The organism is Rhodomicrobium lacus, from assembly GCF_003992725.1.
GTDB lineage: Bacteria > Pseudomonadota > Alphaproteobacteria > Rhizobiales > Rhodomicrobiaceae > Rhodomicrobium > Rhodomicrobium lacus.
Genome location: NZ_RZNF01000012.1, coordinates 694,828 through 717,966 on the forward strand (window position 1 = coordinate 694,828; position 23,139 = coordinate 717,966).

The following is a 23,139-nucleotide window of genomic DNA, read 5'->3' on the forward strand; positions in this document are numbered from 1 at the left end:
CGCAGCGCGGGGTCAACTCCGGTTGCATCCTACTTACGTAGCTGAGGTTAGCCCAGGCAAAGGTATTTCGCACTTGCGAAAGTGTCAATGGACAGCACCTTAAACAATTATTAGCGCGCCGTTAAATGAAGTCGCGGGACTACACTCCCGTTGCCGAATCGAACAGAGGGACCCCGCGCCGCTTCAGGACGACGATCAGCAGCGCGCCGGCAAAGAACCCTCCGATATGTGCCCACCAGGCCGTTCCGTGATTGGTGAGATAAAGAGCGGAAACGATCTGGTAGACGATCCAAACCCCGATGACGGCGCCAGCGGAGAAGCGAAGCGGCAGGAACGGGATGACGGGGTTCTGGAAAAGAACCCAGACCCTGATGTTCGGATGCAGCATCAGATAGGCGCCGATGACGCCGGCGATCGCGCCGCTCGCACCGATCAGCGGGATGTCCGGCGTCGTCGTGACGAGACTGTGAACGATTCCCGCCGCGACTCCGCAAACGACGTAGAACGCGGAGAAGCGCACATGCCCCAGCGCGTCCTCGACGTTATCGCCGAAGACGAAGAGAAAGATCATGTTGCCGAGAAGGTGAAAGACGCTCCCGTGGAGAAACATGTAGGTCACAAGCCGGAACTGGTCGGGGATATGGTCGATGAAGGCGCTCACCGTTTCCACATCGCGCGGCTTGAGCGCGAGCGCATCGACGAAGCTCGCGGGAGACGAGAGCAAGAGGTGCGTTTCGAAGACGAAATAGACGAGGCAATTCAAGATAATCAAGCCGACGGTCACATACTGGAATTTAACCCTCTTAAGCTGGTTCATGTCCCAGAGCGGCACAAACATCGGCAGTCCGATCGAAATTCAAATGAAGTGCAATCAGGAAGCGGAGTGTTGCTTCCATAGAAAGTCGTTTGCGCCTTTGCCGTTCACGAAACGGCTGGCCACGAAGAGATGATCCGAGAGCCGATTCATATAGGCGAGGATGGCGTCGCTCACCGGTTCGCCCTGCACGTCCTTTAGTTCGACAATGCGGCGCTCCGCACGGCGGCAGATGCTGCGCGCCAGATGCAGCGCGGCAGCGCCTTCGGTTCCGCCCGGCAATATGAAAGCATTGAGCGGCGGCAATTCGGCGGACAAAGCTTCGATTTCGTGTTCGAGGCGGGCGACCTGCTCCGCCTTCAGTCTTTGGGGCGCGGCGGCGTCGGCAGCTTCCAGATCCGCGCCGATGTCGAAGAGATCGTTCTGGATGCGTTCAAGCATCTCCGCGACGGCGGTCTGATCAGCCGGCAGCTTGAAGCGCGCCACGCCGATCGCCGCGTTCGTCTCGTCGACGGTGCCATAGGCTTCGATGCGGATATGCGATTTCGAGAGGCGGACGCCATTTGCAAGAGTGGTCTTCCCGCCATCGCCTGTTTTCGTCGAAATGCCCGTCATGCCATCACCTTTTGCCGCTGGAGCAAGGCTTCAGGGATAGCACACTTAGAACTTGTAGCCTAGACGCACACCAGCATTTGTAAGGCCGCGATTGGTGTCGCAAAGGCCAGCGTTCGACATGTGATCGATGGTGGCCATGATCTTCCAGTCCGCAGACAGCGCGATGCCAAGCGACGCCGATTCGCGGAAGTTCACGTCGCATCCGTAAGATGCTTCGGTCTTCGAGCTGAGCGGGCCGTCATGCGCCGCGCCGCCGAAGGACGTTTCGAAAAACACGCGATCCGTCAGCTTCACGTCCCAGGTGGCACCCCAGTAAATCTGACTGGTCTTGTCGAAAGCATATGTGCCGCCGATGTGGAGGCGGGGCGTCAGGAAGATATTCAGGACGCTGTTCTCGTAAGCTCCCGGGATCCGGCCGCTCAGAACCTCAAGATTGATGGCGGGGCCGCCTTCGCCGGGCGCATCGTCGATCGCTTGCTTGAAGACGCCTGCGCGCACTTCATCGATTGCCCAGAACGGATGATTGGCTTCCGTGAAAGCTTCAAGGGCGGCTGCCGGTGCCGACAACCCCGCACATATCACAGCCGATGCTGCGAGCATGCGCCCGATGCTGAATGTGTGCCCGCCCATTTTCTTTCCCCGTGGTCCGTATTCTTTTTTTGAGGCCGACCGCCCTTCTTTGTCAAACCGGGCGAGAGCTTCGGAATCCGGTTTGCCGGGCGCTGTGAGAAAATTGACACGAGAGCAAGCAACGCGGGCACGAAATCTTTGACAATGCGTTACATCTTGCAACCGGGAGCAAGCAGGGTGGCTTAATACGTCATCAGGCGATGTCTAACGGTCGAGGCGGCGATGCGTGAACACGCCGTCGCCCGCGATCCCCAACCGCTCCCGCTGTCTCCGCCACCACCAACTGTTGAGGGCACGCTCGATATCCTGATGGCCGTTGACAAGGCGTGGGTCGGGATGGCTCTCGACGCGCGCGCAGATGACGTCCAGAAAGAAGCGACGTTCCACCAGCAAAGACTGATTGGTCCAGTTCCGGTAGCGCGAATCGGTGACGAAGTTTCCGCTCGGCAGCTTCAGCACGGCCTTCGGCTGCACTTTGTCAGGCTCGCGTTCGAGGAATGTCGAGGCGGAACGAAATTTGTCCGGGTTGCCGTATTCGGCCAGCATTCTGAGGCGGGTCCACAGGGGAGAGCGCCGTGGCCCAATGCCGGGCACGAATGGATCGACCGCGCCGAAAAAACTGAGATATTTTCGGTAAATCACACCCTCTCCCGGCTCTCGCAGGGAGCGCAGCGAAAACGTTCTGATATCGTTCCCCATCATATCCGCAACGCAGGATTCGATACAGCCGCGAACATCCGCACCGGGGAGCGGGGTTATGTCGTTTTCGAGGATCAGCACATAAGGCTTCGTCGCACGCTCGGCGATCGCGCGAAAGCCGCCGTAGATGCCGCCGTTCTCTGCCGATCCCGCGAAATCGACGCCCGCTTCCGCCGCGATGGCGCGATCCGTTTCGGACAGTTCATTGAACCAGACGAAAAACTCGCCGGCAGCGTCGATCAGGCCGCTCTCGCGATGGCGGGCCAGCGCGGTTCTGATCGTTTCCGGCGCCCGAAAGCTGAGCACGCCAACGGAAACAAGAGAGGCCAGGGACGCGCGCGTTTCTTCTTGCGCTCCTCCATGAGGTACGCGGGAATCGTCAGTAAGAAGCATCGGATCAGCCGGTCAAGTTTGAGCCCGGCCTGATCTTTATGCGAGAAGGTTCACGGAAAAAAGGCGGTTCTCGTCGTAGAAAGCGCGCGATACCTCCCAGCCGCCATCTTGCGCCAGCCGTCCGAAGCGTTCGGGGGTATATTTGTGCGAATTCTCCGTGTGGATCGTTTCACCAGCCGCGAAGAAGAAGCTTCGCCCCGCAACGCTCGCGCTTTGCCGCGCCAGCGAGCGCAGATGCATCTCGATCCGGTGATAACGCTCGTTGTAAATCGCCGCGTGTTCGAAAGCGTCGAGGTCGAAGGTGCCTTCGAGATCGCGGTTGATGCGCGCGAGGAGGTTGATATTGAAGGCGGCCGTCACGCCATCGGCGTCGTTATAGGCAGGCAGCAGGATGTTCAGGGGTTTCTGAAGGTCAGCGCCAAGAAGAAAGGCCGCACCGGGACCGAGGAGACGCCGCGCCGACAGAAGGAAGTCGACTGCCTCTTGTCGCGCGAAGTTTCCGATCGTGGAGCCGGGAAAAAAGCCGATGAGCGGCGAGTCGCCGAGCGGGAGCCGCATGCGCGCGAGATCGTGGAAGCCGCCGAGAACCGGGTAGACACCCACATCGGGAAAGCCTTGCTCGATGCGGCGCGCTGCGGGATAGAGCGCGGCGGCCGAAATATCGATGGGAACATAGGCGCAGGGCCGGTCGAGCGCGGCAAGCAGCAGTTCGGTCTTGCGGCTGGATCCCGAGCCGAATTCCACCACGACCGCGCCGCTCGGCAGCGCTGCTCCGATCTCGGCCGCTCGCGCCGTCAGCAAACCGATTTCGGTGCGCGTCGGATAATATTCCGGCACTCGGGTGATGCGCTCGAAAAGATCGGAGCCGCGCGCGTCGTAAAGGAAGCGGCTCGGTATCGATTTCTTCGGAAGCGAAAGCCCGTGAAGCACGGCGTCGAGAAAATCGTCGTCGGGCGCCTGGTGCGGTTCATGCGCGTGAAACGGTTCCAGCATCATGCGTCACTCGCAAGCCTGAGGCCGGTCATCTGCCAGCGCTGGTGCGGATAAAAGAAGTTGCGGTAGCTCGGCCGGATGTGGCCGTCCGGCGTCAAGGCGGAGCCGCCGCGCAACACCATCTGATTGCACATGAACTTGCCGTTGTATTCGCCGAGAGGCCCTTCAAGCGACTTGAAGCCGGGATAGGCAAGGTACGCGCTTGCTGTCCATTCCCACACGCCCCCGAACATGGGCGACACACCGTCTTCGGCTGGCGATGGCAGCAGCCGCGCGAAGTCGAACGGCGCGGGTTCCGGTTCGCCGAACGCGGCGACTTCCCATTCGAATTCGGTTGGCAGCCTGGCGCCTGCCCAGCGCGCGAATGCGTCCGCCTCGTAATAGCTGACGTGTATGACAGGGCGGGCGGCTTCCACAGGGCGAAGTCCGTAGAGGGTCATCTGGTGCCAGAGATCGCCGATGCGCTCCCAGTAAAGCGGCGCCCGCCACCCCTCGCTTTCCACCGCCGCCCAACCGTCGGCGAGCCAAAGCGACGGCGTCTGATAGCCGCCTGCTTCCATGAAAGCGAGCCATTCGCCGTTCGTCACCGCACGGCTGAAGATGCGGAAATCGCGCAGCAGAACCTCGTGCGCCGGACTTTCATTGTCGTAGGCGAAGCCGCCGCCGCGATGGCCGGCCTCATGGATGCCGCCCTTCACGGCCCGCCACTCGCCCGTGCCGCCTTCGAGCGCCGCCGGTTGTGGGGCTTCGGCGCGGCAGACGGGCCGAAGCGGATTTGCGGCGAACAGGGCGAGGATGTCCGTCAGCATCAATTCCTGATGTTGCTGCTCGTGATTGATGCCGATCTCGACAAGCGAGAGCGCGCCCTCGGCCATCGGCGCATCGAAGAGACGTCGCAGATGTTCGTCCACATGGGCGCGATAGGCGATCACCTCGTCGGCTCGGGGCCGTGTCAGCACCCCGCGCTTCGGGCGGGGGTGCCGCTCTCCGAGACTGTTGTAGTATGAGTTGAAGCAATAGGCGAAGCGATCGTCAAAGATGCGGTATCCCGGAAGAAACGGCTTCAGAAGCAGCTCCTCGAAGAACCACGTCGTATGCGCGAGATGCCATTTCGTCGGGCTGGCGTCCTCCATCGCCTGAACCGTCTGATCTTCGGCGGAAAGCGGGCGGGCGATGTCCAGAGAAAGTCCGCGGGTTGCAAACAGCCTTTCAGAGAGCTTAAGCTGCTGACGGTCGCTGGCGGTGATCGGGGGAGGATAATCGAGGGGCATTGCCGTGCGCCTTCCTTGGTTTCCTTGGAGGGTCGTTCTCCGTCGACCGGAGACCTGAGCAACAATTCATCTCCGAAGTGGGTCCATCGTGGCATCAGATCGCGGCGCGGCCGCCACCCCAATCCTCGTTTCGCCCTCCCGTGCCAGGCCAGCGCCCAGACCGTTGCGCGGCGCGATGCGACTGCTCGAAACGCTCGGCCACGGCGCGCTTACCGAATTCCCTCTGAAAAGCGGACGACGCGCCGACATTCTTTCCATCGGCACGAAGGGTGAGATCTGGATCGTCGAGGTGAAGTCTGGCGTCCCCGATTTCCGCTCGGATCACAAATGGCGCGATTATCGCGAATGGTGCGACCGGTTCTTCTTCGCGGTCGGTCCAGCCTTTCCGCAGGAGATCCTGCCGCCGGAAGCGGGCCTCCTCGTCTCGGATGAGTATGAAGCCGTGATGGTGCGTGAGCCGGAAGCCTCGCCCATTGCGGCGAGCCGCCGCAAATCACTCACGCTTCATTTTGCGCTGCTGGCGGCCCGCCGTTTGTCAGGCCGTGACGATCCGATCTTTCCCGTCTGAAACCTGCCGAGCGGTAGGACGGCGCTGTTCCGCCGATAGACACTGAACCGCGGGCTCATCGCGCGTTTTCCCGCTTTCGACAAAGACAAACCGGTCAGCCCTGTTCCACTGGCTGACCGTGTGGAACCTCACGGAAACAAGCCTGCTGGCCGAGGCCGAAGACGCGACAGGCTGTTTTTGCCGAGAAGCGCGCCTCCTGATCGGGTGGCTCGCGCTTATCCAGATCGCTATGCTTCGTTCAAGCCGGCTTCGAGATCGATGTGTGTGCTGTTTCTGCCACTCATTTTGCGGATCGCTTGCAAAATTTGCTTACTTTGGAACAAATGTTTTAACGCGATGTTTACCAGCACTCAAAGGCCCAAAGGGCCGTTGGATTATCTGACATTCACATCGATTGGTTTGAGTTAGGGGAATTTTTATGAGCGCAGCCGCGACGAGGAAAGAAATGCTCCGGGGACTTGCGTTTTCGGTGGCGACCGAAGCAGGCGATGGCCGTAATGAGCCGAGACACTTCAAGACCAGGGTTTCCATCGAAAAAAACCTTGAAAACATGTGGCTCAAGTCGGAGCAACTCGGCTGGAATTATCAGGAATTCGTGTCTCAGGTTCTCGAAATAATGGTCGTCCTTCATCACAGGGACAGGCTGATCAAACGCGAAGCCACGCCTGAAATTGCGGGTCTGCGCCCCATGATCGCCGCTCCCGAAAAGGCACTGGCCTAGCTTTATCGTCGCGTCATATTGAATGTGAGGGCGTCTATGGCGTTGACGCGCGCTCCATAAAGCCGCCCCGAATGGACCCACCACGCCGCACCGCTCACCATGGTGCGGCGGGTGATTTAGGCTGCTGCACGGCGATCATAGAGCGGCAATTCCAAGACGGAGCTGAAACGCGCGTTTCAGCTAGAAAGCGCAGAAACGGCGTCAAGCCGCACAGGCAGCCCGGCCGCCGACATGTAACGCTTGGCCTCGCCGATGGTGTAATCGCCGAAGTGGAAGATCGAGGCCGCGAGCACCGCTGTCGCGCCGCCGTCGCGGATGCCCTCCACGAGATGATCGAGATTGCCGACGCCGCCGGATGCGATCACCGGCACCTGCACCGCGTCAGAAATCGCGCGCGTCAGCCCCAGATCGAACCCGCTGCGCGTGCCGTCGCGATCCATCGAAGTCAGCAGGATTTCGCCTGCGCCAAGAGCGACGACCTCCTTCGCATACTCGATCGCGTCGATACCGGTGCGGTTGCGTCCGCCATGCGTGAAGATTTCCCAATGAGCGCCGCGCCCGTCGCCCTCATCATCGACGCGCTTGGCGTCGATGGCGACGACGATGCACTGATTACCGAATTTCTCCGCCGCCTCGCCCACGAAAGCGCGGTTCGTGACCGCCGCCGTGTTGATGGATACCTTGTCCGCGCCAGCCCGGAGCAACGTGCGGACATCGTCGAGCGTGCGCACCCCGCCGCCCACCGTCAACGGCATAAAGCAGCGTTCCGCCGTCCGCGCGACCACGTCGAGAATGGTGCCGCGCTTCTCGTGGCTTGCCGTGATATCGAGGAAGCAAAGCTCGTCGGCGCCCGCTTCGTCATAAGCGGCAGCAGCCTCGACGGGATCGCCCGCGTCTCGCAGGTCGACGAAATTGATGCCCTTGACGACGCGGCCATCCTTCACGTCGAGGCAGGGAATGATGCGATTTTTCAGCATGGGATCATTCTTTTGAAGAGTCAGGCGCGACGGCGCGACCGGGAAGCGGCCGTCCGCGGCCCGCCATTGTCGCGCAGAACCAGAAGCAGAAAAACGAGCAAGCCGCCATCGAAAAGGAACGGCGCCGCGCCAAGATGCGCCATGTTCCATTCGAGCGTCGCGCCCGCCACCGAAGCCGCTGCCGCGAGCACATAGCCCGCAGCCAGCGCGGGCGAGACCTTCGCGCCGAATCTCCACCAGAGGATCGTGCAGGCCGCGATCAGAATGACAGTCTTGAACAGCGCGAGGGCGCCTATAAGAAGCGCGAATTCCGCCGAGCGGTCGACCGCGCCGCTTGCGCCTGAAGAAGCGAATGTCGCGGCCGCGACAGCGAGCGCACATCCGGCGGCAAGAGCAAGCCGCTCGCGCGTCGGCGCAAAAAAACCGCTGCGCGGCGTTTCGTTTTCCGCTTTGGCGTCAGGCGGTTGGGGGTCGGGGCGTTGAAGCATGGCGATAACCTCCGGTGCACTTTAACATAGGCGGTCGGCGTCAGCGACAACGAGCGTGGGGAGGATGGCCTGGAGCTGGCGAAAAGTTCGCTTTTTGCGCGTCGCACCCCCTCGACATCGCAGCACAAACCCCGTATAAGGCCGTCTCCAAAGCGCGAAAGCGCATATGCCCAGGTAGCTCAGTTGGTAGAGCAGCGGACTGAAAATCCGCGTGTCGCTGGTTCGATTCCGGCCCTGGGCACCACTTCTTCCCTCTTTTCTCTCTGTAGATTCCGGGCTTTGCGGAAGTCCTCGCGCCTTGCGAGCCGGTCGCCAGCTTGAAGAACGACTGGCTTTAACGGCGTGGAGGTAAAATCGAGAAGCCTGTTTGTCCTGGCTCCACAATCTCTCCAGCGTCGTGCGCGTCCGATTCGCGGTATGACGCTGTAAAGATCGGGGAGAAGCCAGCCATGTCGGAGCCGGGAGATCGGATACGGGAGGCAAGCGAGGCGGTCGGCAAGATCCGCAAGATCATCCATGTCGACATGGATGCCTTCTATGCCTCCGTCGAGCAACGCGACAATCCTGAACTGCGCGGCAAGCCGGTGGCTGTCGGCGGATCGGCCGCGCGTGGCGTGGTGGCCGCCGCCAGTTACGAGGCCCGGGTTTTCGGTGTACGATCGGCGATGCCCTCGGTCACCGCGAAGCGGCGCTGCCCCGAGCTGATCTTCGTGAAACCGCGGTTCGAGGTCTATCGCGCCGTTTCAGCGCAGATTCGGGACGTTTTCGCAGAACATACCGATCTCATCGAGCCGCTATCGCTCGATGAAGCCTATCTGGACGTAACCGAGAACAAGCAGGGCATCGCCGTCGCCTCCACCGTGGCGAAGATGATCCGGGATCGGATCAAGGAGGTAACGGGCCTCAACGCTTCGGCAGGGATCTCGTACTGTAAGTTTCTTGCCAAGATGGCGAGCGATCTGAATAAGCCCAACGGGCAAGCGGTCATCACGCCGTTGCGCGGCCCGGAGTTCGTAGCGGCGCTGCCCGTGAAGAAATTCCATGGAGTCGGCCCTGCGACGGCAGCGAAGATGGAGCGCCTCGGCATCCTGACCGGCGCCGATCTGCGAGAGAAATCCGTCGAGTTCCTGCACGAACATTTCGGGAAGTCGGGCAGCTGGTATTACCGCATCTCGCGCGGGATCGACCATCGACCGGTCGAGCCGCATCGCGAACGAAAGTCGGTGGGGGCCGAGGATACCTTCTCGGAGGACATCTTCGACCTCGGTCCAGCGAGGCGCGAGACCGCCGCGCTGGCAGACAAAGTTTGGCGGAGTTGCCTGGCGAAGGCGTTGACCGGCCGCACGGTGACGCTCAAGGTCAAATACGCCGACTTCCAGCAGATCACACGCAGCCGGACCTTCGAGCGGGCCTTGCGCGAAGCGGACGAACTGGCCGCGATTTCCAGCTCGCTACTTGAGCCGCTGTTTCCCGTCGGAAAAGGCATACGCCTCCTCGGCGTGACGCTATCGTCACTGGAACCGAGAAGGGAAGAAGCCGCCGTTCAGCTCAGCCTCGAATTGCCGGACGGTGTGAATCCGGGGGCATGAAATGGGCGCGCGGGAGCTGATCGCCCGACCAAACCGCCCACGGCTCGGACGTGACGAGCCGGACAGCGCTCTGATTTTGGCGCCACCATCCGGCGGCCCGGCTTTTCAGGGAAGCACTAGCGCGGGGTGCGGCGCCAGCATCATTCCTTTTCAATATCGGGAACGAGCGCCCAGCGCTTTTCCGCCGACCTCGGCGTTTGCAGCCGCATGCCGTTAATCGAGCGGGGCACGGCGCTCGCGATTTATGGTATCGCTCAGCTTGTCACATCTGATCAAGGATTTAGCGCAGGCTGATCTGGAAGTGCGTCACCGGCCTTCCGTCAATCGTCCGGCGAAATAGACGATCGTCTTGCGATACACTTCGGAACGATTCCATTCGCGCAGAACCTGGAAGTTCTCGCTTCCCTCTGCGTAGGACGCACCCGCACGCCAGCCATTGACCTTGAGAAGGTTGGCGGTGGAAGCGAGCACGTCGGGCACGCTGTGCCGAAGGTCGACATGGCCGTTTCCGTCGAAGTCCACCCCATATTTGATATATGATGAAGGCAGGAACTGGGTCTGGCCAATCTCGCCCGCGTAAGCGCCCTTCAAGTCCGAAAGCGGAAGATCGCCGCGCTGCACGATCTTGAGCGCCGCGATCAACTCGCGCTGAAACAACTCCGTGCGGCGGCAATCCCACGCGAGCGTCGCAAGCGTGCGGATCACCGGGAGTTTCCCCATGTCGCCCGAACCGTAATCGGTTTCGAGCCCCCAGATGGCGACGACAAGCTGCGGTGGAACGCCGAATCGCTGCTGGATGCGAGACAACAGAGCGGCATGCCGCTGCAGCATTTCCTTGCCGCGCTTGATGCGCGCCGGATGCACGCGCTTTGCGGCGAAAGCCTCGAAGTTCGGGCTGCTGAAGGAACTGCGCTGCTTGCGGTCGAAGGCCAGCACCGCCTGATCGAGGCCCGCGCCTGCGAGCGCGCTTTCGACGACGGACCGGGAAATGCCTGCCGCCGCCGCGTCGCGCGAAACCTGCGAAATGAAGCCCGAAAAGTCGCCGCCGCACTGCGCTGCGTGGCCCACCGGGACCGAAAATGAAAGCAGAACCGCCGCGAGGATGCACCTGATCACGTCATGCCCCTTTCTCTTGGCCGCCGCCTACATGGCACGGCGCCGGTCCCGGGGCAATAACGGCACGCCGCAAGTCCCGATCGGAACGCCGATGCGCGCGTCAGGCAGCCACAGCCGCCTGATCGCTGACCGCAGCACGCTTTTTCCGCCGCTTCGGCGATGCCATGTCCGCAAGCGAGCGATTGTCGAGCACGACCGAGATGGCATTGCGCACCTCCACCATGATGGCGCGGACCTCGCAAGCCTCTTCGCAATCGCAATCGTCGCAAGGACGGTAAGCGGTGACGCTCGCGCACGGGATCGGCGCCAGCGGACCGTCGAGCACGCGCACGATGTTGCCGACGCTGATTTCCGCAGCCGGTTTCGCGAGCGCGTAGCCCCCTGCCTTGCCCTTCTTGGAATAGACGAGCCCGCCCTTGCGAAGCTCAGCGAAAATCTGGTCAAGGAACTTCTTGGGGATCGAGTTTGCTTCCGCAATCTCGGACACCTGCGCGATATCGCCGGGCACAAGGCGTGCCAGATGCACCATGGCCTTGAGGCCGTATTTCCCTTTCGCGGTCAGCAAGGGTTTCTCCTTTCCTCAGATCACCCCTTCGCAAGCCCAGGCTTCGAATGGGATGACGACAAGAGAAAAATCATTTCTTGAGGCAAAAGTCCAGAATGTTAATCAACTAACGTGGTCACCTTAAGCGCTAGACCTTTTTTCCCTGGATGAAATGCGAAAAGACACAAGCCTATCTAATTTTTTCGCTACTTATGCGCGAACTCACCTATTTTCAAACGCTCCGGTATGCGCGCCTCGGCGATTTGCATCGCGGCAAAAAGCAAAGCAGCTGCAAAGTTCGCGGCAGACGAGGGAGGGAAATGCCGAGAATGATAAATTTATAGAACGTTATCTCAACAAGGTGCAATTTTGCGGGGCAATGCCTCCAAAAGCCTGGCCGAAGCTCAACAATTACGGAAAAATTTCGCTGGATTTCCGTGCGTTGACCTTGCACAGCAAGGAGACATTCCGGTTGCGGGCGGGGCGCGATTGTCCCGATCGCCTGCGTCGGGGCTGTTTTCCCCTCGTGGGCGGCCGATCGGTTTCCGACATACTTGAGACGTGTGCTGCGTTGAAGCGCGGCACTCGAAACGCAGGAAGGGTCGATCATGACAAACCACAAAGGCCCCTTGGCACTCGTCGGCGATACTCCCATCGTCGAACTGTCGCATCTCGACACCGGCCCTTGCCGCCTGTTCGCCAAGCTTGAAAGCCAGAACCCAGGCGGTTCCATCAAGGACCGCATCGCTGTTTCGATGATCGATGCCGCCGAGAAGTCCGGCACGTTGAAGCCGGGCGGCCGCATCGTCGAGGCGACCGCCGGGAACACCGGGCTCGCGCTGGCGCTCGTCGCCACGCTGCGCGGCTACACGCTGACGCTCGTCATCCCCGACAAGATGAGCCGCGAGAAGATCGCCCATGTCCGCGCTCTGGGCGCGGAAGTCGTTCTCACGCGCTCCGACGTACCGAAGGGCCACCCCGAATATTATCAGGACTTGGCAGAGCGCATCGCGAGGGAAACGGGCGCGTTCTTCGTGGATCAGTTCAACAACCCCAACAATCCTGCCGCGCATGAGCGCAGCACCGGGCCCGAAATCTACAAGCAGCTCGACGGCAAGGTGGACGCCATCGTGGCGGGCGTCGGTTCGGGCGGCACGATCACCGGCATCTCCCGTTACTTCGCGCGCGTATCGCCTTCGACGGATATCGTGCTCGCCGATCCGAAAGGGTCTATCCTTGCCGAATATATCAAGTCGGGCGTGGTCGGCGAGGCGGGAAGCTGGCTCGTGGAAGGCATCGGCGAGGATTTCATCCCGCCCGTCAGCGATCTTTCGCGCGTCACCCACGCCTACACGATCACCGACGGAGAGAGCTTCGCGGCGGCGCGCGAACTGCTTCTGAAGGAAGGCATCCTCGCGGGATCGTCGTCCGGCACGCTGCTCGCCGCCGCGCTTCGCTATTGCACCGAACAGACCGAGCCGAAACGCGTCGTCACGCTCATCTGCGACTCCGGCAACAAATATCTGTCCAAGATGTACGATGATCGTTGGCTGACCGATCAGGGCCTGCTTGAGCGGCCGCGCTTCGGCGACCTGCGCGATCTCATCGCCCGCCGTCACGATGAACACGCAACCGTGACGGTCGGCCCGGACGATACGCTGCAAACGGCGTACAGCCGCATGAAGCTCTACGACGTGTCGCAGGTGCCGGTGCTCGATGGCGACCGCTGCGTCGGACTTCTGGATGAAAGCGACCTCCTCGTCGCGCTCACCTCCGGCACGCTCGATTTTCATCGTCCGGTGAAAGCCGCGATGGCCGCCAAGGTCGAGACCGTCCAGGCCAGCCGGCCGCCCGAGAGCCTTCTCCCCCTGTTCGACCGCGGCCTCGTGGCAGTCGTCGTCGACGGCGAGCGCTTCCTCGGCCTCATCACCCGCATCGACCTCCTCAACCACCTACGCAGAAAGATGGACTGACGTGGCCAAACATCATCGACACACGAAAACGGCGACCAAGGTTGTGCATGCGGGCGTTGAGCACGATGCTACCGGCGCCGTCATGACGCCAATCTATGCCTCCTCCACCTTCGCGCAAAGCTCGCCGGGCAAGCACACGGGCTGGGAATATGCGCGCTCGGGCAATCCGACGCGCGCGGCGTTCGAAAAGGCCGTGGCCGACCTCGAAGGCGGCGTTGCGGGTTTTGCGTTCGCGTCTGGCATGGCAGCCGAGGCGACGGTTCTCGAACTCATCGACCACGGCAGCCATATCGTGGCGAGCGACGACCTTTACGGCGGCACCTGGCGGCTTCTCGAACGCGTCCGCAAGCGCACGGCGGGGCATTCCGTGACCTTCGTCGACGTAACCGACCTCGACGCCGTGAGGGCTGCGGTGCAGAAGGGCAAGACGCGCGTGATATGGATCGAGTCGCCGACGAATCCGCTTCTCAAGGTGCCGGACCTCGCCGCCATCGCGGCCATCGGCAAGGCCGCGGGCGCGCTGACGGTCGCGGACTCGACCTTTGCCTCGCCGATCATCCAGAAACCGCTCGATCTCGGCTTCGACATCGTTCTGCACTCGGCGACAAAATATCTGTCCGGCCATTCCGACATCATCGCGGGTGTCGTGGCGGTCAAGGAACCCGCGCTCGCGGACGCGCTGCGCTTCCTGCAGAATGCGACGGGTGGGGTGCTCGATCCGTTCCCGGCCTTCCTCGCACTTCGCGGCCTCAAGACGCTGGCGCTTCGCATCGAGCGGCACAGCGCCAACGCGCTCGCCATCGCGCAATCGCTCGAAGGGCACCCGAAGCTCAAGCGCGTGATCTACCCCGGCCTTGAGAGCCATCCGCAGCACGAGGTTGCCGCGAGGCAGATGAACGGCTTCGGCGGCATGCTGACGATCGACATCGATACCGATGAAGCCGGCGTGCGGCGCGTGCTGGAAAATCTGAGCCTGTTCACGCTCGCGGAGAGCCTCGGTGGCGTGGAAAGCCTCGCGGGGCATCCCTACACCATGAGCCACGGTTCGCTGCCGCCGGAACGGCGCGAGGCGCTCGGCATCGGCTGGGGGCTGGTGCGGCTGTCGGCGGGCATCGAGGACGCGGGCGACCTCATCGCTGACCTGCGGCAGGCGCTTGAACGCGCCTGAGCCCTCGCCTTGTGGGGAGGCGGCGGAAACCGCCTCCTATTTTTTCTTGGCCTTGCCGCCCTTCTTCGCCTTCGCGTCGGGCTTGTTCGGCCCCCAGACGCGGCTGTAATACGTATCGGCGAGTTGCAGCGCGGCGATCGGGTTATGACCGAGCACGCGATCCTTTGCGACGAGCACTGTCGAAAGCCCGTTGGCATATTTGAAAAACAGGCTGTCGTGGCCGAGGCAGAGCCCGAGCACGATATTGAACTCGGAACCGTGGCGGTTCAGCATCTCGGCCTGCGTGACGGGATTGCACATCGGCTCGAAGCCGCCGGGCTTGATCTTCTCGCCGTCCTTGAGGCCGATGTCTTCCTTCGGGATGTTCCCTGCCTTGCACGACACCGAAACCACCTCGAACCCGTGGCTTTCGAGGATGCGGGACAGCACATTCGCCTGCTCGATCAGGCCGATGCAGTTCGCGATGCCGAGCTTCTTGAAGCCCATGCGCTTCGAAAACTCGACGATTTCCTCGACGCGCGTCCACTTGCAGTAGCCTTCCGCCTCGACGCGCGCCGATACCTGCGCAATCTTCAGCGTCTCCGCGTCGTCGTAGAGGGACCAGCCGTCGAGGATGGTCGCGGGATCGACCTTGCTCGGGCAGAAGCCCGGCCCGCGCGCCTCAGCCTCGCCCTGCTTGCACGCCTGCACCGTGGAGGGACACAGCGCGCATGTCGGATCTTCGTAGGTCATCGCGGCCTCACCACGTCGCTTCAAGGCCGAGAAGGCCGAGGATTTCACGGCGAAGCTCCACGAGACGGGCATCGTCGCGGTGGCGCGGGTAGTCGCGATCAACGGAGATATCCGCCTTGATGGTGGCGGGGCGGTCGCTGAATACGATGATCCGCGTCGCCATCACGAGCGCTTCCTCGACGTCGTGGGTGACGAGCAGCGCCGTGAAGCCCTTCTGGTGCCAGAGCCGCACGATTTCGCCCTGCATCGAGATGCGCGTCAGCGAGTCGAGCTTGCCGAGCGGCTCGTCGAGGATGAGGAATTCCGGGTCGTTGACGAGCGCGCGAGCCAGCGCCACGCGCTGGGCCATGCCGCCTGAAAGCTGATGGGGATAGGCTTTCTTGAAGGGCGTGAGGCCCACGAGCGCCAACGCTTCATCCACGCGGTGGCGGCGCGTCTTCAGCAGTCCCTGGGCTTCGAGGCCGAGCGCCACATTGTCATAGACGCTGCGCCACGGATAGAGCGTCGGATCCTGAAACACGACGACGCGCGAGGGGTCGGGCCCGGTTATCGCCTTGTCGTCGACACGGATCTCGCCGCGCACGGGCTGGTCGAGACCGGCCACGAGGCGCAGCAGCGTCGACTTTCCGCAGCCGGACGGCCCGAGCAGCGCCACGAATTCGCCCGGCGTCACACGAAAATTGACATCCGCCAGCACCGGCAGCGGCTTGCCTTCGAGCGTGAACGAATGGGTTACGCCATGGACGTCGAGCGGCCGTGCAGCGGCGGCAACCGGCTCATCGGCATAAGCAACAGCGCTCACCATTTCACATCGCCTTTCTGATAGGAGAGAACACGGTCGCGAATCTTGAACAGCAGGGAAACGAGGCCCGTGCACATGACCGCCATCACGATCAAAGCCGCGTACATGTTCGCGTAAGCCGCCCAGCCCTGCGCCCACTGAAGATAGAAACCGAGGCCAGCCTTCACGCCCATCATCTCAGCCGTGACAAGCACGGCGAAGGACGCACCGAGCCCCATGAACAGCCCGACGAAGACATGCGGCAGCGCAGCCGGGATTGCCACCTTGAAGATGAGGAAGCGTTCGTTCGCGCCAAGCGTCCGCGCCACGTCGTAGTAAGCTGGGTTGACGCTCGCGACGCCGGACCACGTCAGCACGGCTACCGGAAAACCGGTTGTCAATGCGATGAGGAAAACGCTGGCGCTGAAGCTCGACGGGAAGGCGAAAAAGGCGATGGGAAGCCACGCGATGGACGGCACGGGGCCTATGAACCGCATGATAGGATGCACCCAATAGCCGAAGGTGCGCGACCAGCCGAGTGCGACGCCCACCCAGAAGCCGATGATGGCGCCAAGTGCAAAGCCGAAAAATTCCAGCCTGAGCGAAGCGATCACGCCTTCGATGAGTTTCGGGTAATCGTCGGTGAAGACTTCCAGCAGCCCGTGCGGCGGCGGAAAGAAAGGCTGCGGCAGAAGGCCGAGCTTGCCCGCGAGCAACTGCCAGATCAGCGTGAAAACGCCGAGTGCCAGCGACCATGGCAGCAGGCGGCGCACCTTCTCGCCAAGCGCGGGCTGCCAAATGCCCGCGACGACGCCAGCAAGAAGAGCGGCGGCAATGAAGACGCTCAGCGCCGCGAATTCTGTCACGCGTCCGAAATCGATAATGTCGGGCATATGATAGGTTACGCTTGCCGTCGCAAGCCACGACGCGCTCGCCGCGAACGCGAGCAGCAGCGCGGACGTCTTGATCGCCGGACGGGACCGGGGAAGGTTTGATGCTTCGCTTCCCTGTTCCAGCGTTGTCGTGATGAGGGTCATGAAACTCCCGAGAAGCGGCCTGCGTCCAGCGCGGCACAAACACATCCGGTTCGCAGCGGCGAGGCCGGCGAACGAGACAATTTTAGGGGTAGCGCGCCCCGCACATCAACCGATATTTTTCGTTTTGACGCTTGCCATCCTCCCTTTTGGGCATTTAATTTCAATGCATCGTTACTTGGTAAGATTCATTTATCGCAAAACGGTGTTGTACGAAGGGATTTGCTCCATTCTGTCGGGAAATATGGACTGCGGATTGCATCACCCTTACGGCGTTCAACGACGTCGCCTTCGCATCAGCGAAAAAGCCAAAAAGCAGTCGCATTCAGCGGGTGGACGGGATGGAATTGCGTCCTGACTTGATCTTTTGGCAAACCTGACCGCCGCCAGCCGCAAATCGGCGATAATTGCCTCCGATTGCACCGCGAATACTTCATTTTTGATGGGCCTTCCTTTTGTTTAAATTTGACCAAAACCATCGCCCTCGTCAGGATATCGGCTGAAATTTGACGGCTTTTCCGGGCGCAATCCGAGCCTGGAATTTCGGAGGACATGATCATGACCCACGGCACACAGAATTCGGACGACGCAGATGAAAAGGCGCCTGCGGAAACGCAGCCGGTCATCAGCCGCCGCGCGATCCTGACAGGCGCGGGCGCCGTCGCCCTCGCGGCGCCGTTTGTGCTCTCGGCACGAGGAAGCGTTGCCGGGCCCATTCCGCCATTCCCGACCGGCCTGCCCGATTCGGCCGTATGCCGCGTTGCGGACAGCGTAGCCGCCACGGGACCGCTGAAGAAAGTGAGCCTCGCCTGGAATGCGGGGGCCGCCTGCCTCGTCGGCATAACGACCACGAAAGAGAAGGGCATCTTTGCCAAGCACGGGCTCGACGTGGAACTCGTCAACTTTTCGGGCTCGACGGACCAGCTTCTTGAAACCATCGCCACCGGCAAGGCCGACGCCGCCGTCGGTATGGCGCTTCGCTGGCTGAAGCCGCTCGAAGGCGGTTTCGACGTGAAGATCGTGGGCAGCACCCATGGCGGCTGCTTGCGCCTCCTCGTGCCCGCGACGAGCGACATCAAGAAGCTCGAAGATCTCAAGGGCAAGACGGTGGCCGTGAGCGACATGAATTCACCGTCGAAGAACTTCTTCTCTGTGCGGCTCAAGAAAGCCGGGCTCGATCCGGAGAAGGATGTCGATTTCCGCCCGTTCCCGCTGCCGCTCCTTCGCACCGCCGTGGAGAAAGGCGAGGCGCACGCGCTCGCCGAAAACGACCCGATGCCGTATATCTGGCTGAAGGACGGTCAGTTCGTGGAAATTTCGTCGAACCTCACCGACGAATATGCGAGCCGCGTCTGCTGCCTCATCGGCGTGCGTGGCACAACGCTGCGCGAGGACAAATCCACCGCTGCGGCCATCGTTCGTGCGCTCGTGGAAGGTGCGTCCTATGCACATCAAAATCCGGAGGAGGCCGCCGCGACCTATGTGCCTTATACTGCCGGCAAGACCACGGTCGAAGATGTGACGAATCTGGCGAAGTACCACACGCACGGCCATCACCCGAACGGCGCCGAACTCAAGAAGGAGCTGGCGCTTTACGCCGAAGAACTGAAACTCGTGAACGTGCTGAAGCCTTCGACGGACATCTCCCGATTTGTCGACCGCATCTACGCGGATGTGGTCAGCTGAGACGACCTTGGCGGGCGCCTTGTGCTCCCGCCAGTATCGTGACCGCGCACGACAAAGACAGATCGGGCCTGCGTCGGATTCGACGCAGGCTGATCGGCGCCCCCGAAAGCGCTCGCCGCTTCTGATTTCTAGGCACGACGCCTTAGCGTCGCTGCCGCGAGTCCCGAGTGTTTCGTTACCTGGGCGCGCCTTGCTTGCGTCATAAGGGAGCGCGCGCCCGGTCCCGGGGCGCGTGTCGTGTACCCTAAGCCCTTGTTATCGCCCCACTGTCAAACAGAACCGGTCGACCGCGAACGAGTTCATCGGTTCATGGAGCCGGCGCGCGCTTGAAGCCGCACCGCGCAGTGATTAGGTTGCGCCAAACCACATTTCCATGGGGATCGATCATGACGCAGACTACGGGCCGGCTTTTCGACGATATCGCCAAGTTCATGACGGACGCGGCCGGCGCGGCTCAGGGCGCGCGGCAGGAATTCGAGACCGCCGCGCGCAGCCAGGCGGAACGCTTCTTTCGCAGCATGGACCTTCCGCAGCGCGAAGAGTTCGAGGCGGTGAAGGCCATCGCACTGAAGGCACGCGAAGAAAACGAGCGCCTCGCCAAGCGCGTTGACGAGCTTGAGGCTGCGGTTGCCCGACTGCAGGGCACGGCGCCGACTCATGGCGGAACCGTCTGACCGGCGGCGGCGCGGAGGCTCCCTCGCTTGCGTTCCGTGATCGACCCGGAGTGACGTGAGCGGAGCCTTGGTCGCTTGCGGCTATTTGCATGTGCCGCAACAGGGATTTTCGCCAGCGCCTCGGATCAAATCGCCGTCACTGGCGGCATTATTCCGGCGCGCCTGGCGCGGTTCGGGCCCTGCCCATTGCGGCTTATCCTCCTCCGCTTTTCGCCCGCGGTCGACACATCGGCAACACTATCGAGCTAACGCCCCATCCACGATGTTTTCCCCGTGGAGAAAGTGTCGACGCGATTGCGCGTGACAGGCGGATCACCCCATAGGCTGACAAGCATATGCGGTGAGACCGGGCGAATACGGCGGTTGTCGTAGTGGGGCATGTCCGGAACACTCTCGCCGCAGCTCAGAAGGGAATTGGGATGACCACTGCCGGGCAGGACTACAACCGACTTTCACACCCCGTGGACCTCGTGGAACAGATTGCGTGCGTGCAGGATTGGACCTTCGAGCGTTCGAGCGAAGATGAGTTGACTGTATCCGTGGCGGGCGAGTGGTGCGATTATCATATCTCGTTCAACTGGCGGGACGACCTTGAAAGCCTGCACATGGCGTGCGCGTTCGATTTCAAGGTGCCGCGCAACCGCATATCCGAGATCTATCGGCTTCTGGTGCTGATCAATGAGCAGCTTTGGCTCGGACATTTCGACATCTGGTCTTCCGAGGGTCTTCTGCTCTACAGGCAGGGTTTGATGCTGAACGGGGCCGAGCCGACCGCGAAGCAGTGCGAAGCGCTTTTGCAGGCTGCAATCGACACGTGCGAGCGCTATTATCAGGCGTTCCAGTTCGTCGTGTGGGCGGGAAAGCGCGCAGAAGACGCATTGGCAAGCACCATCTTTGAAACCGAGGGGCAGGCGTGACCGAAACCGGGCGGACTTCATCGATCTTTCTCGTCGGAGCGGGCCGCATGGGCGGCGCGCTTCTTCGCGGCTGGCTTCGTGCAGGATTTCCGCCCTCCGCCATCGCCGTGCGCGAGCCACAGCCCTCGGCGCAAATGAGCGCGCTCCTTCAGGACAAGGGCATCCCGATGCTCCCTGAGGACGAGCCGGATGTCATGGTGCTCGCGGTGAAGCCGCAGGTGCTCCCCGAGGTGCTGGCCGAGGTCGCCCATCATGCCGGGCCTCACACGGTGGTGCTGTCCATCGCGGCGGGTCGGACGGTGTCAGGCATCGCGGGCCAGTTCCGCGAAGGCACGGCCATCGTGCGCGCCATGCCGAACCTTCCCGCCGAGATCGGGCGCGGCGTGACCGGGGCTTTCCCCAACGCCAATGTAACCGATGCCCAGCGCGCTTTGTGCGACAAGCTTTTGCATGCCGTCGGCGAGGTGGTCTGGGTCGACGACGAAGCGCACCTCGACGCCGTGACAGCCGTCTCCGGGTCGGGGCCGGCCTACGTGTTCTATCTCGCCGAATGTCTGGCGCATGCCGCCGAGGAGGCGGGGCTTCCGCCCGACCTCGCGATGAAGCTCGCGCGGGCCACAGTGGAAGGTGCTGGCGAACTCATGCATCGCTCGCCGCTCGAAGCGGCGAAACTGCGCGAGAACGTCACCTCTCCCGGCGGCACCACCGCCGCCGCCCTCGCAGTCCTTTCGAAAGACGAAGGGCTCAAGGCGCTGATGCGCGAAGCCATCGCTGCTGCCGCGCGGCGCTCGCGCGAGCTGTCCCAATAGCCGCGCGGCTTGCGCGCATCGGTATCGCCTCGGTCCTGCTGTTACCTCCCATCGCAAATGTGTGCTTGGTAAAAAAAGGGCCCTTGGCGTAAGGTTCGGGCAAATCAACCGGTTCAGCGGTGTGATGGGTAAACCGTTTGGCCAATACCGCGCGGTTGCGCTGTGGTTCGCGTTAGCGGCAGCGCTGGCGCGCATCGTGCTCGCGGGCGGATTGATGCCCGTCCTGTCGGAAAACGGTTTCGCGCTCGTCGTTTGCCGGGGGCTCACTCAAACGGCGCCTGATTCGGGAAACGACGCCCCCGTCGACCGCACGCACGATCCCTGCCCCTTCGCGTTCAATGGCGTCAGCTCGGCGGCAGTCCCGCAGTTCCACCCGCCGAAGCCGCGATGGATTGCGGAGCGGAGGACTACGCCTGTTCCGAACGATCCGCCTCGCGCTGTCGTCCTCTCCACCTTCCGGCCACGCGCGCCCCCGGCCGTATCGATCCCTTCGTAATAAAATGCCCGATGCCCTCCGCTCGGTGGCGATGGCTTGCGGCTTCTCTTCTTCGCAACACACAGAACGAAACGGATTGATACCATGAAAAGATATCTGCTCGCAGCGGGCGCGCTCGCGCTTTCGGGCATCGCCGCAGCCTCCGCGCACTCCTACCTTCAGAAGGATATCTCGATCCTGCACCCATGGGCGCGACCAACCGCCGAAGCTGCGAAAACCGGCGCGGTCTACCTTTCGGTCAGCAACCGGGGCGAGACCGCCGATACGATCGTTTCCGCCTCGACGCCTGTAGCGGACAAGGCCGAGATCCACGAGCACGTCGAAGAAAACGGCGTCCTCAGGATGCGGGCCGTGCAGGGCGGGTTGAAACTCGCGCCGGGCACTTCCGCCGAGTTCAAGCCGGGCGGCCTTCACATCATGCTTTTCGGTCTCAAACAACGACTTGAGGAGGGCACTTCCTTCCCCCTCACGCTCGTTTTCGAGAAGGCCGGGCAGCTGGCCCTCGAAGTGAGGGTGCAGCGCGGGCCATCCGGGGATCACAAAGCCCATTGAAGTGTTCATGTTTGCGCCGCCTGAGCGAGGCGGCGGCGGGCTTTCATCAGGCAGCCTGAAACGAAGCCGCGGGCGGAAAATCCTGCGGCTTTCTCATTCAGGGAGATTTCGATGCCATCAGACATAACGGGAAACATGCTGAAGGCGGGCGCGGCGATGCTCGGCTTTCATCGCGAAGGCGCGGGGGGTACCTACTCCCTTCCCGCCCTGCCTTACGCCTATAACAGGAACGAGCCCGCCATCGACTCCGAAACCATGCGGCTTCATCACGACCGCCATCATGCGTCTTACGTGCAGAAGCTGAAGGCGGCGGCGTCGAAAGGCGGTGGGTGGACGAAGAAACCGCTGCACGAGATATTGGCCTCGCTTTCCTCGGTGCCCGAATCCGTAAGGGCGGCCGTGCGGACCAACGCGGGCGGCCACGCCAATCACAGCATGTTCTGGCAGATCATGGGCGGGGACGGCGGGGATCCATCCGGCGATCTTGCGGCAGCCATCGCGCGCGACTTCGGCAGCTTCGAGAATCTGCGGACCGCCTTCAATAACGCGGGCGTGGGGCTCACCGGCTCGGGCTGGGTTTTCGTCACCGTCGACCGGGATGGCAAGCTCGGCATCACAACGAAGCCGAATCAGGACACACCCTTGATAGATGGCGAGCGCGTTCTGTTCGGCAATGATGTCTGGGAGCACGCCTATTATTTGAAATACAACGATCGCCGCGCCGACTATCTCCGCGCCTGGTGGTCGGTGGTCGATTGGAACAAGATCGCCGAGCGCTACGAGGCTGCGAGACGAGGCGCTCTTACCATTTGACGCCGCTCGATTTCAACGCCGACCGGCGACAGGCTTTGCCGGCGCAACGCAACTGTGGAAGTCTTCGATGCGCCAATGTGGAAGGG

25 protein-coding genes and 1 tRNA gene are annotated in these 23,139 nt (G+C 62.0%); 13 read left to right on the top strand and 13 right to left on the bottom strand.

Annotated features, from left to right (window positions below; all coding sequences use genetic code 11):
• Positions 1-139: 139 nt before the first annotated feature.
• The 6 genes from EK416_RS12575 to egtB form a co-directional block, all read right to left on the bottom strand.
• Entirely contained in the window at positions 140-838 is a 699-nt protein-coding gene (locus EK416_RS12575) for a rhomboid family intramembrane serine protease (RefSeq protein ID WP_127077993.1), read from the bottom strand.
• 33 nt (positions 839-871) lie between these two features.
• Positions 872-1,429, bottom strand: a complete 558-nt coding sequence (locus EK416_RS12580; protein WP_127077995.1) for a cob(I)yrinic acid a,c-diamide adenosyltransferase — start codon at positions 1,427-1,429, stop codon at positions 872-874.
• A 45-nt stretch (positions 1,430-1,474) separates the two neighbouring features.
• Positions 1,475-2,059: an acyloxyacyl hydrolase gene (locus tag EK416_RS12585; RefSeq protein ID WP_127077997.1), complete on the bottom strand. Its 585-nt coding sequence runs from the start codon at positions 2,057-2,059 to the stop codon at positions 1,475-1,477.
• 204 nt (positions 2,060-2,263) lie between these two features.
• Positions 2,264-3,064 (bottom strand): hypothetical protein, encoded by an 801-nt coding sequence (locus EK416_RS12590; protein ID WP_127077999.1) that lies wholly within the window; start codon positions 3,062-3,064, stop codon positions 2,264-2,266.
• A 123-nt stretch (positions 3,065-3,187) separates the two neighbouring features.
• Positions 3,188-4,147, bottom strand: coding sequence for an L-histidine N(alpha)-methyltransferase (gene egtD, locus EK416_RS12595; RefSeq protein WP_245434046.1), 960 nt, complete (start codon positions 4,145-4,147; stop codon positions 3,188-3,190).
• Positions 4,144-5,415, bottom strand: coding sequence for an ergothioneine biosynthesis protein EgtB (egtB, locus tag EK416_RS12600; protein WP_127078001.1), 1,272 nt, complete (start codon positions 5,413-5,415; stop codon positions 4,144-4,146). The genes egtD and egtB overlap by 4 nt, the downstream gene beginning before the upstream one ends.
• A gap of 175 nt (positions 5,416-5,590) precedes the next feature.
• Between egtB and EK416_RS12605 the strand changes: the two genes are divergently transcribed.
• Positions 5,591-5,983, top strand: coding sequence for an MmcB family DNA repair protein (locus EK416_RS12605; RefSeq protein WP_164730094.1), 393 nt, complete (start codon positions 5,591-5,593; stop codon positions 5,981-5,983).
• 445 nt (positions 5,984-6,428) lie between these two features.
• Entirely contained in the window at positions 6,429-6,704 is a 276-nt protein-coding gene (locus tag EK416_RS12610; RefSeq protein ID WP_127078005.1) for a hypothetical protein, read from the top strand.
• Positions 6,705-6,880: 176 nt separating this feature from the next.
• Here EK416_RS12610 and hisF read toward each other — a convergent pair whose 3' ends face one another.
• Together hisF and EK416_RS12620 are read right to left on the bottom strand one after the other, a co-directional pair.
• On the bottom strand, positions 6,881-7,681 hold the full coding sequence (gene hisF, locus EK416_RS12615; RefSeq protein WP_127078007.1) for an imidazole glycerol phosphate synthase subunit HisF: 801 nt from the start codon (positions 7,679-7,681) through the stop codon (positions 6,881-6,883).
• 20 nt (positions 7,682-7,701) lie between these two features.
• On the bottom strand, positions 7,702-8,169 hold the full coding sequence (locus tag EK416_RS12620; protein WP_127078009.1) for a hypothetical protein: 468 nt from the start codon (positions 8,167-8,169) through the stop codon (positions 7,702-7,704).
• A gap of 168 nt (positions 8,170-8,337) precedes the next feature.
• On the opposite strand from EK416_RS12620, the gene EK416_RS12625 reads away from it, so the two are divergent.
• A tRNA-Phe gene (locus tag EK416_RS12625) sits at positions 8,338-8,413 on the top strand.
• A 205-nt stretch (positions 8,414-8,618) separates the two neighbouring features.
• Positions 8,619-9,758, top strand: coding sequence for a DNA polymerase IV (dinB, locus tag EK416_RS12630; protein WP_127078011.1), 1,140 nt, complete (start codon positions 8,619-8,621; stop codon positions 9,756-9,758).
• 306 nt (positions 9,759-10,064) lie between these two features.
• Here the strand turns inward: dinB and EK416_RS12635 are convergent, their stop codons facing one another.
• The gene (locus EK416_RS12635; RefSeq protein WP_127078014.1) at positions 10,065-10,874 is read right to left on the bottom strand and encodes a lytic murein transglycosylase; all 810 of its coding nucleotides are present in this window, start codon (positions 10,872-10,874) and stop codon (positions 10,065-10,067) included.
• Positions 10,875-10,974: 100 nt separating this feature from the next.
• Entirely contained in the window at positions 10,975-11,439 is a 465-nt protein-coding gene (locus EK416_RS12640) for an RrF2 family transcriptional regulator (RefSeq protein WP_127078016.1), read from the bottom strand.
• Positions 11,440-12,026: 587 nt separating this feature from the next.
• Here EK416_RS12640 and EK416_RS12645 point away from each other — a divergent pair.
• A complete protein-coding gene (locus EK416_RS12645; protein WP_127078018.1) occupies positions 12,027-13,391 on the top strand; it encodes a pyridoxal-phosphate dependent enzyme in 1,365 nt (454 codons plus the stop codon).
• A 1-nt stretch (position 13,392) separates the two neighbouring features.
• The gene (locus EK416_RS12650; protein WP_127078020.1) at positions 13,393-14,559 is read left to right on the top strand and encodes a trans-sulfuration enzyme family protein; all 1,167 of its coding nucleotides are present in this window, start codon (positions 13,393-13,395) and stop codon (positions 14,557-14,559) included.
• 36 nt (positions 14,560-14,595) lie between these two features.
• Here EK416_RS12650 and EK416_RS12655 read toward each other — a convergent pair whose 3' ends face one another.
• From EK416_RS12655 to EK416_RS12665, 3 genes are read right to left on the bottom strand one after another with little or no spacing between them, the layout of a single operon-like run.
• Positions 14,596-15,393, bottom strand: a complete 798-nt coding sequence (locus EK416_RS12655; RefSeq protein ID WP_245434047.1) for a DUF1847 domain-containing protein — start codon at positions 15,391-15,393, stop codon at positions 14,596-14,598.
• Positions 15,299-16,096, bottom strand: a complete 798-nt coding sequence (locus EK416_RS12660; RefSeq protein WP_127078022.1) for an ABC transporter ATP-binding protein — start codon at positions 16,094-16,096, stop codon at positions 15,299-15,301. The genes EK416_RS12655 and EK416_RS12660 overlap by 95 nt, the downstream gene beginning before the upstream one ends.
• Complete coding sequence (locus EK416_RS12665) at positions 16,090-17,109, bottom strand: ABC transporter permease (RefSeq protein WP_127078024.1); 1,020 nt, start codon at positions 17,107-17,109, stop codon at positions 16,090-16,092. Before EK416_RS12665 ends, EK416_RS12660 begins: the two co-directional genes overlap by 7 nt.
• A 555-nt stretch (positions 17,110-17,664) precedes the next feature.
• Here EK416_RS12665 and EK416_RS12670 point away from each other — a divergent pair.
• The 7 genes from EK416_RS12670 to EK416_RS12700 all read left to right on the top strand — a co-directional run bounded on the left by EK416_RS12670 (position 17,665) and on the right by EK416_RS12700 (position 23,053).
• Positions 17,665-18,792, top strand: coding sequence for an ABC transporter substrate-binding protein (locus EK416_RS12670; RefSeq protein ID WP_127078026.1), 1,128 nt, complete (start codon positions 17,665-17,667; stop codon positions 18,790-18,792).
• Positions 18,793-19,178: 386 nt separating this feature from the next.
• A complete protein-coding gene (locus EK416_RS12675) occupies positions 19,179-19,466 on the top strand; it encodes an accessory factor UbiK family protein (protein ID WP_127078028.1) in 288 nt (95 codons plus the stop codon).
• A 419-nt stretch (positions 19,467-19,885) separates the two neighbouring features.
• Complete coding sequence (locus EK416_RS12680) at positions 19,886-20,383, top strand: type III secretion system chaperone family protein (RefSeq protein ID WP_127078030.1); 498 nt, start codon at positions 19,886-19,888, stop codon at positions 20,381-20,383.
• A complete protein-coding gene (gene proC, locus EK416_RS12685) occupies positions 20,380-21,192 on the top strand; it encodes a pyrroline-5-carboxylate reductase (RefSeq protein ID WP_127078032.1) in 813 nt (270 codons plus the stop codon). The genes EK416_RS12680 and proC overlap by 4 nt, the downstream gene beginning before the upstream one ends.
• Positions 21,193-21,316: 124 nt before the next feature.
• On the top strand, positions 21,317-21,688 hold the full coding sequence (locus EK416_RS12690) for a hypothetical protein (protein WP_127078034.1): 372 nt from the start codon (positions 21,317-21,319) through the stop codon (positions 21,686-21,688).
• A gap of 84 nt (positions 21,689-21,772) precedes the next feature.
• Positions 21,773-22,240 (top strand): copper chaperone PCu(A)C, encoded by a 468-nt coding sequence (locus tag EK416_RS12695; protein WP_127078036.1) that lies wholly within the window; start codon positions 21,773-21,775, stop codon positions 22,238-22,240.
• Between the two features lie 111 nt (positions 22,241-22,351).
• The gene (locus EK416_RS12700; RefSeq protein WP_127078038.1) at positions 22,352-23,053 is read left to right on the top strand and encodes a superoxide dismutase; all 702 of its coding nucleotides are present in this window, start codon (positions 22,352-22,354) and stop codon (positions 23,051-23,053) included.
• Positions 23,054-23,139 lie beyond the last annotated feature (86 nt).

Coding starts and splice junctions, on each gene's coding strand:
- EK416_RS12575 (WP_127077993.1), bottom strand. CDS start 838: ATGTTTGTGCCGCTCTGGGACATGAACCAGCTTAAGAGGGTTAAATTC.
- EK416_RS12580 (WP_127077995.1), bottom strand. CDS start 1,429: ATGACGGGCATTTCGACGAAAACAGGCGATGGCGGGAAGACCACTCTT.
- EK416_RS12585 (WP_127077997.1), bottom strand. CDS start 2,059: ATGGGCGGGCACACATTCAGCATCGGGCGCATGCTCGCAGCATCGGCT.
- egtD (WP_245434046.1), bottom strand. CDS start 4,147: ATGATGCTGGAACCGTTTCACGCGCATGAACCGCACCAGGCGCCCGAC.
- egtB (WP_127078001.1), bottom strand. CDS start 5,415: ATGCCCCTCGATTATCCTCCCCCGATCACCGCCAGCGACCGTCAGCAG.
- EK416_RS12605 (WP_164730094.1), top strand. CDS start 5,591: ATGCGACTGCTCGAAACGCTCGGCCACGGCGCGCTTACCGAATTCCCT.
- EK416_RS12610 (WP_127078005.1), top strand. CDS start 6,429: ATGCTCCGGGGACTTGCGTTTTCGGTGGCGACCGAAGCAGGCGATGGC.
- hisF (WP_127078007.1), bottom strand. CDS start 7,681: ATGCTGAAAAATCGCATCATTCCCTGCCTCGACGTGAAGGATGGCCGC.
- EK416_RS12620 (WP_127078009.1), bottom strand. CDS start 8,169: ATGCTTCAACGCCCCGACCCCCAACCGCCTGACGCCAAAGCGGAAAAC.
- dinB (WP_127078011.1), top strand. CDS start 8,619: ATGTCGGAGCCGGGAGATCGGATACGGGAGGCAAGCGAGGCGGTCGGC.
- EK416_RS12645 (WP_127078018.1), top strand. CDS start 12,027: ATGACAAACCACAAAGGCCCCTTGGCACTCGTCGGCGATACTCCCATC.
- EK416_RS12660 (WP_127078022.1), bottom strand. CDS start 16,096: ATGGTGAGCGCTGTTGCTTATGCCGATGAGCCGGTTGCCGCCGCTGCA.
- EK416_RS12665 (WP_127078024.1), bottom strand. CDS start 17,109: ATGACCCTCATCACGACAACGCTGGAACAGGGAAGCGAAGCATCAAAC.
- EK416_RS12670 (WP_127078026.1), top strand. CDS start 17,665: ATGACCCACGGCACACAGAATTCGGACGACGCAGATGAAAAGGCGCCT.
- EK416_RS12675 (WP_127078028.1), top strand. CDS start 19,179: ATGACGCAGACTACGGGCCGGCTTTTCGACGATATCGCCAAGTTCATG.
- EK416_RS12680 (WP_127078030.1), top strand. CDS start 19,886: ATGACCACTGCCGGGCAGGACTACAACCGACTTTCACACCCCGTGGAC.
- EK416_RS12690 (WP_127078034.1), top strand. CDS start 21,317: ATGGGTAAACCGTTTGGCCAATACCGCGCGGTTGCGCTGTGGTTCGCG.
- EK416_RS12695 (WP_127078036.1), top strand. CDS start 21,773: ATGAAAAGATATCTGCTCGCAGCGGGCGCGCTCGCGCTTTCGGGCATC.
- EK416_RS12700 (WP_127078038.1), top strand. CDS start 22,352: ATGCCATCAGACATAACGGGAAACATGCTGAAGGCGGGCGCGGCGATG.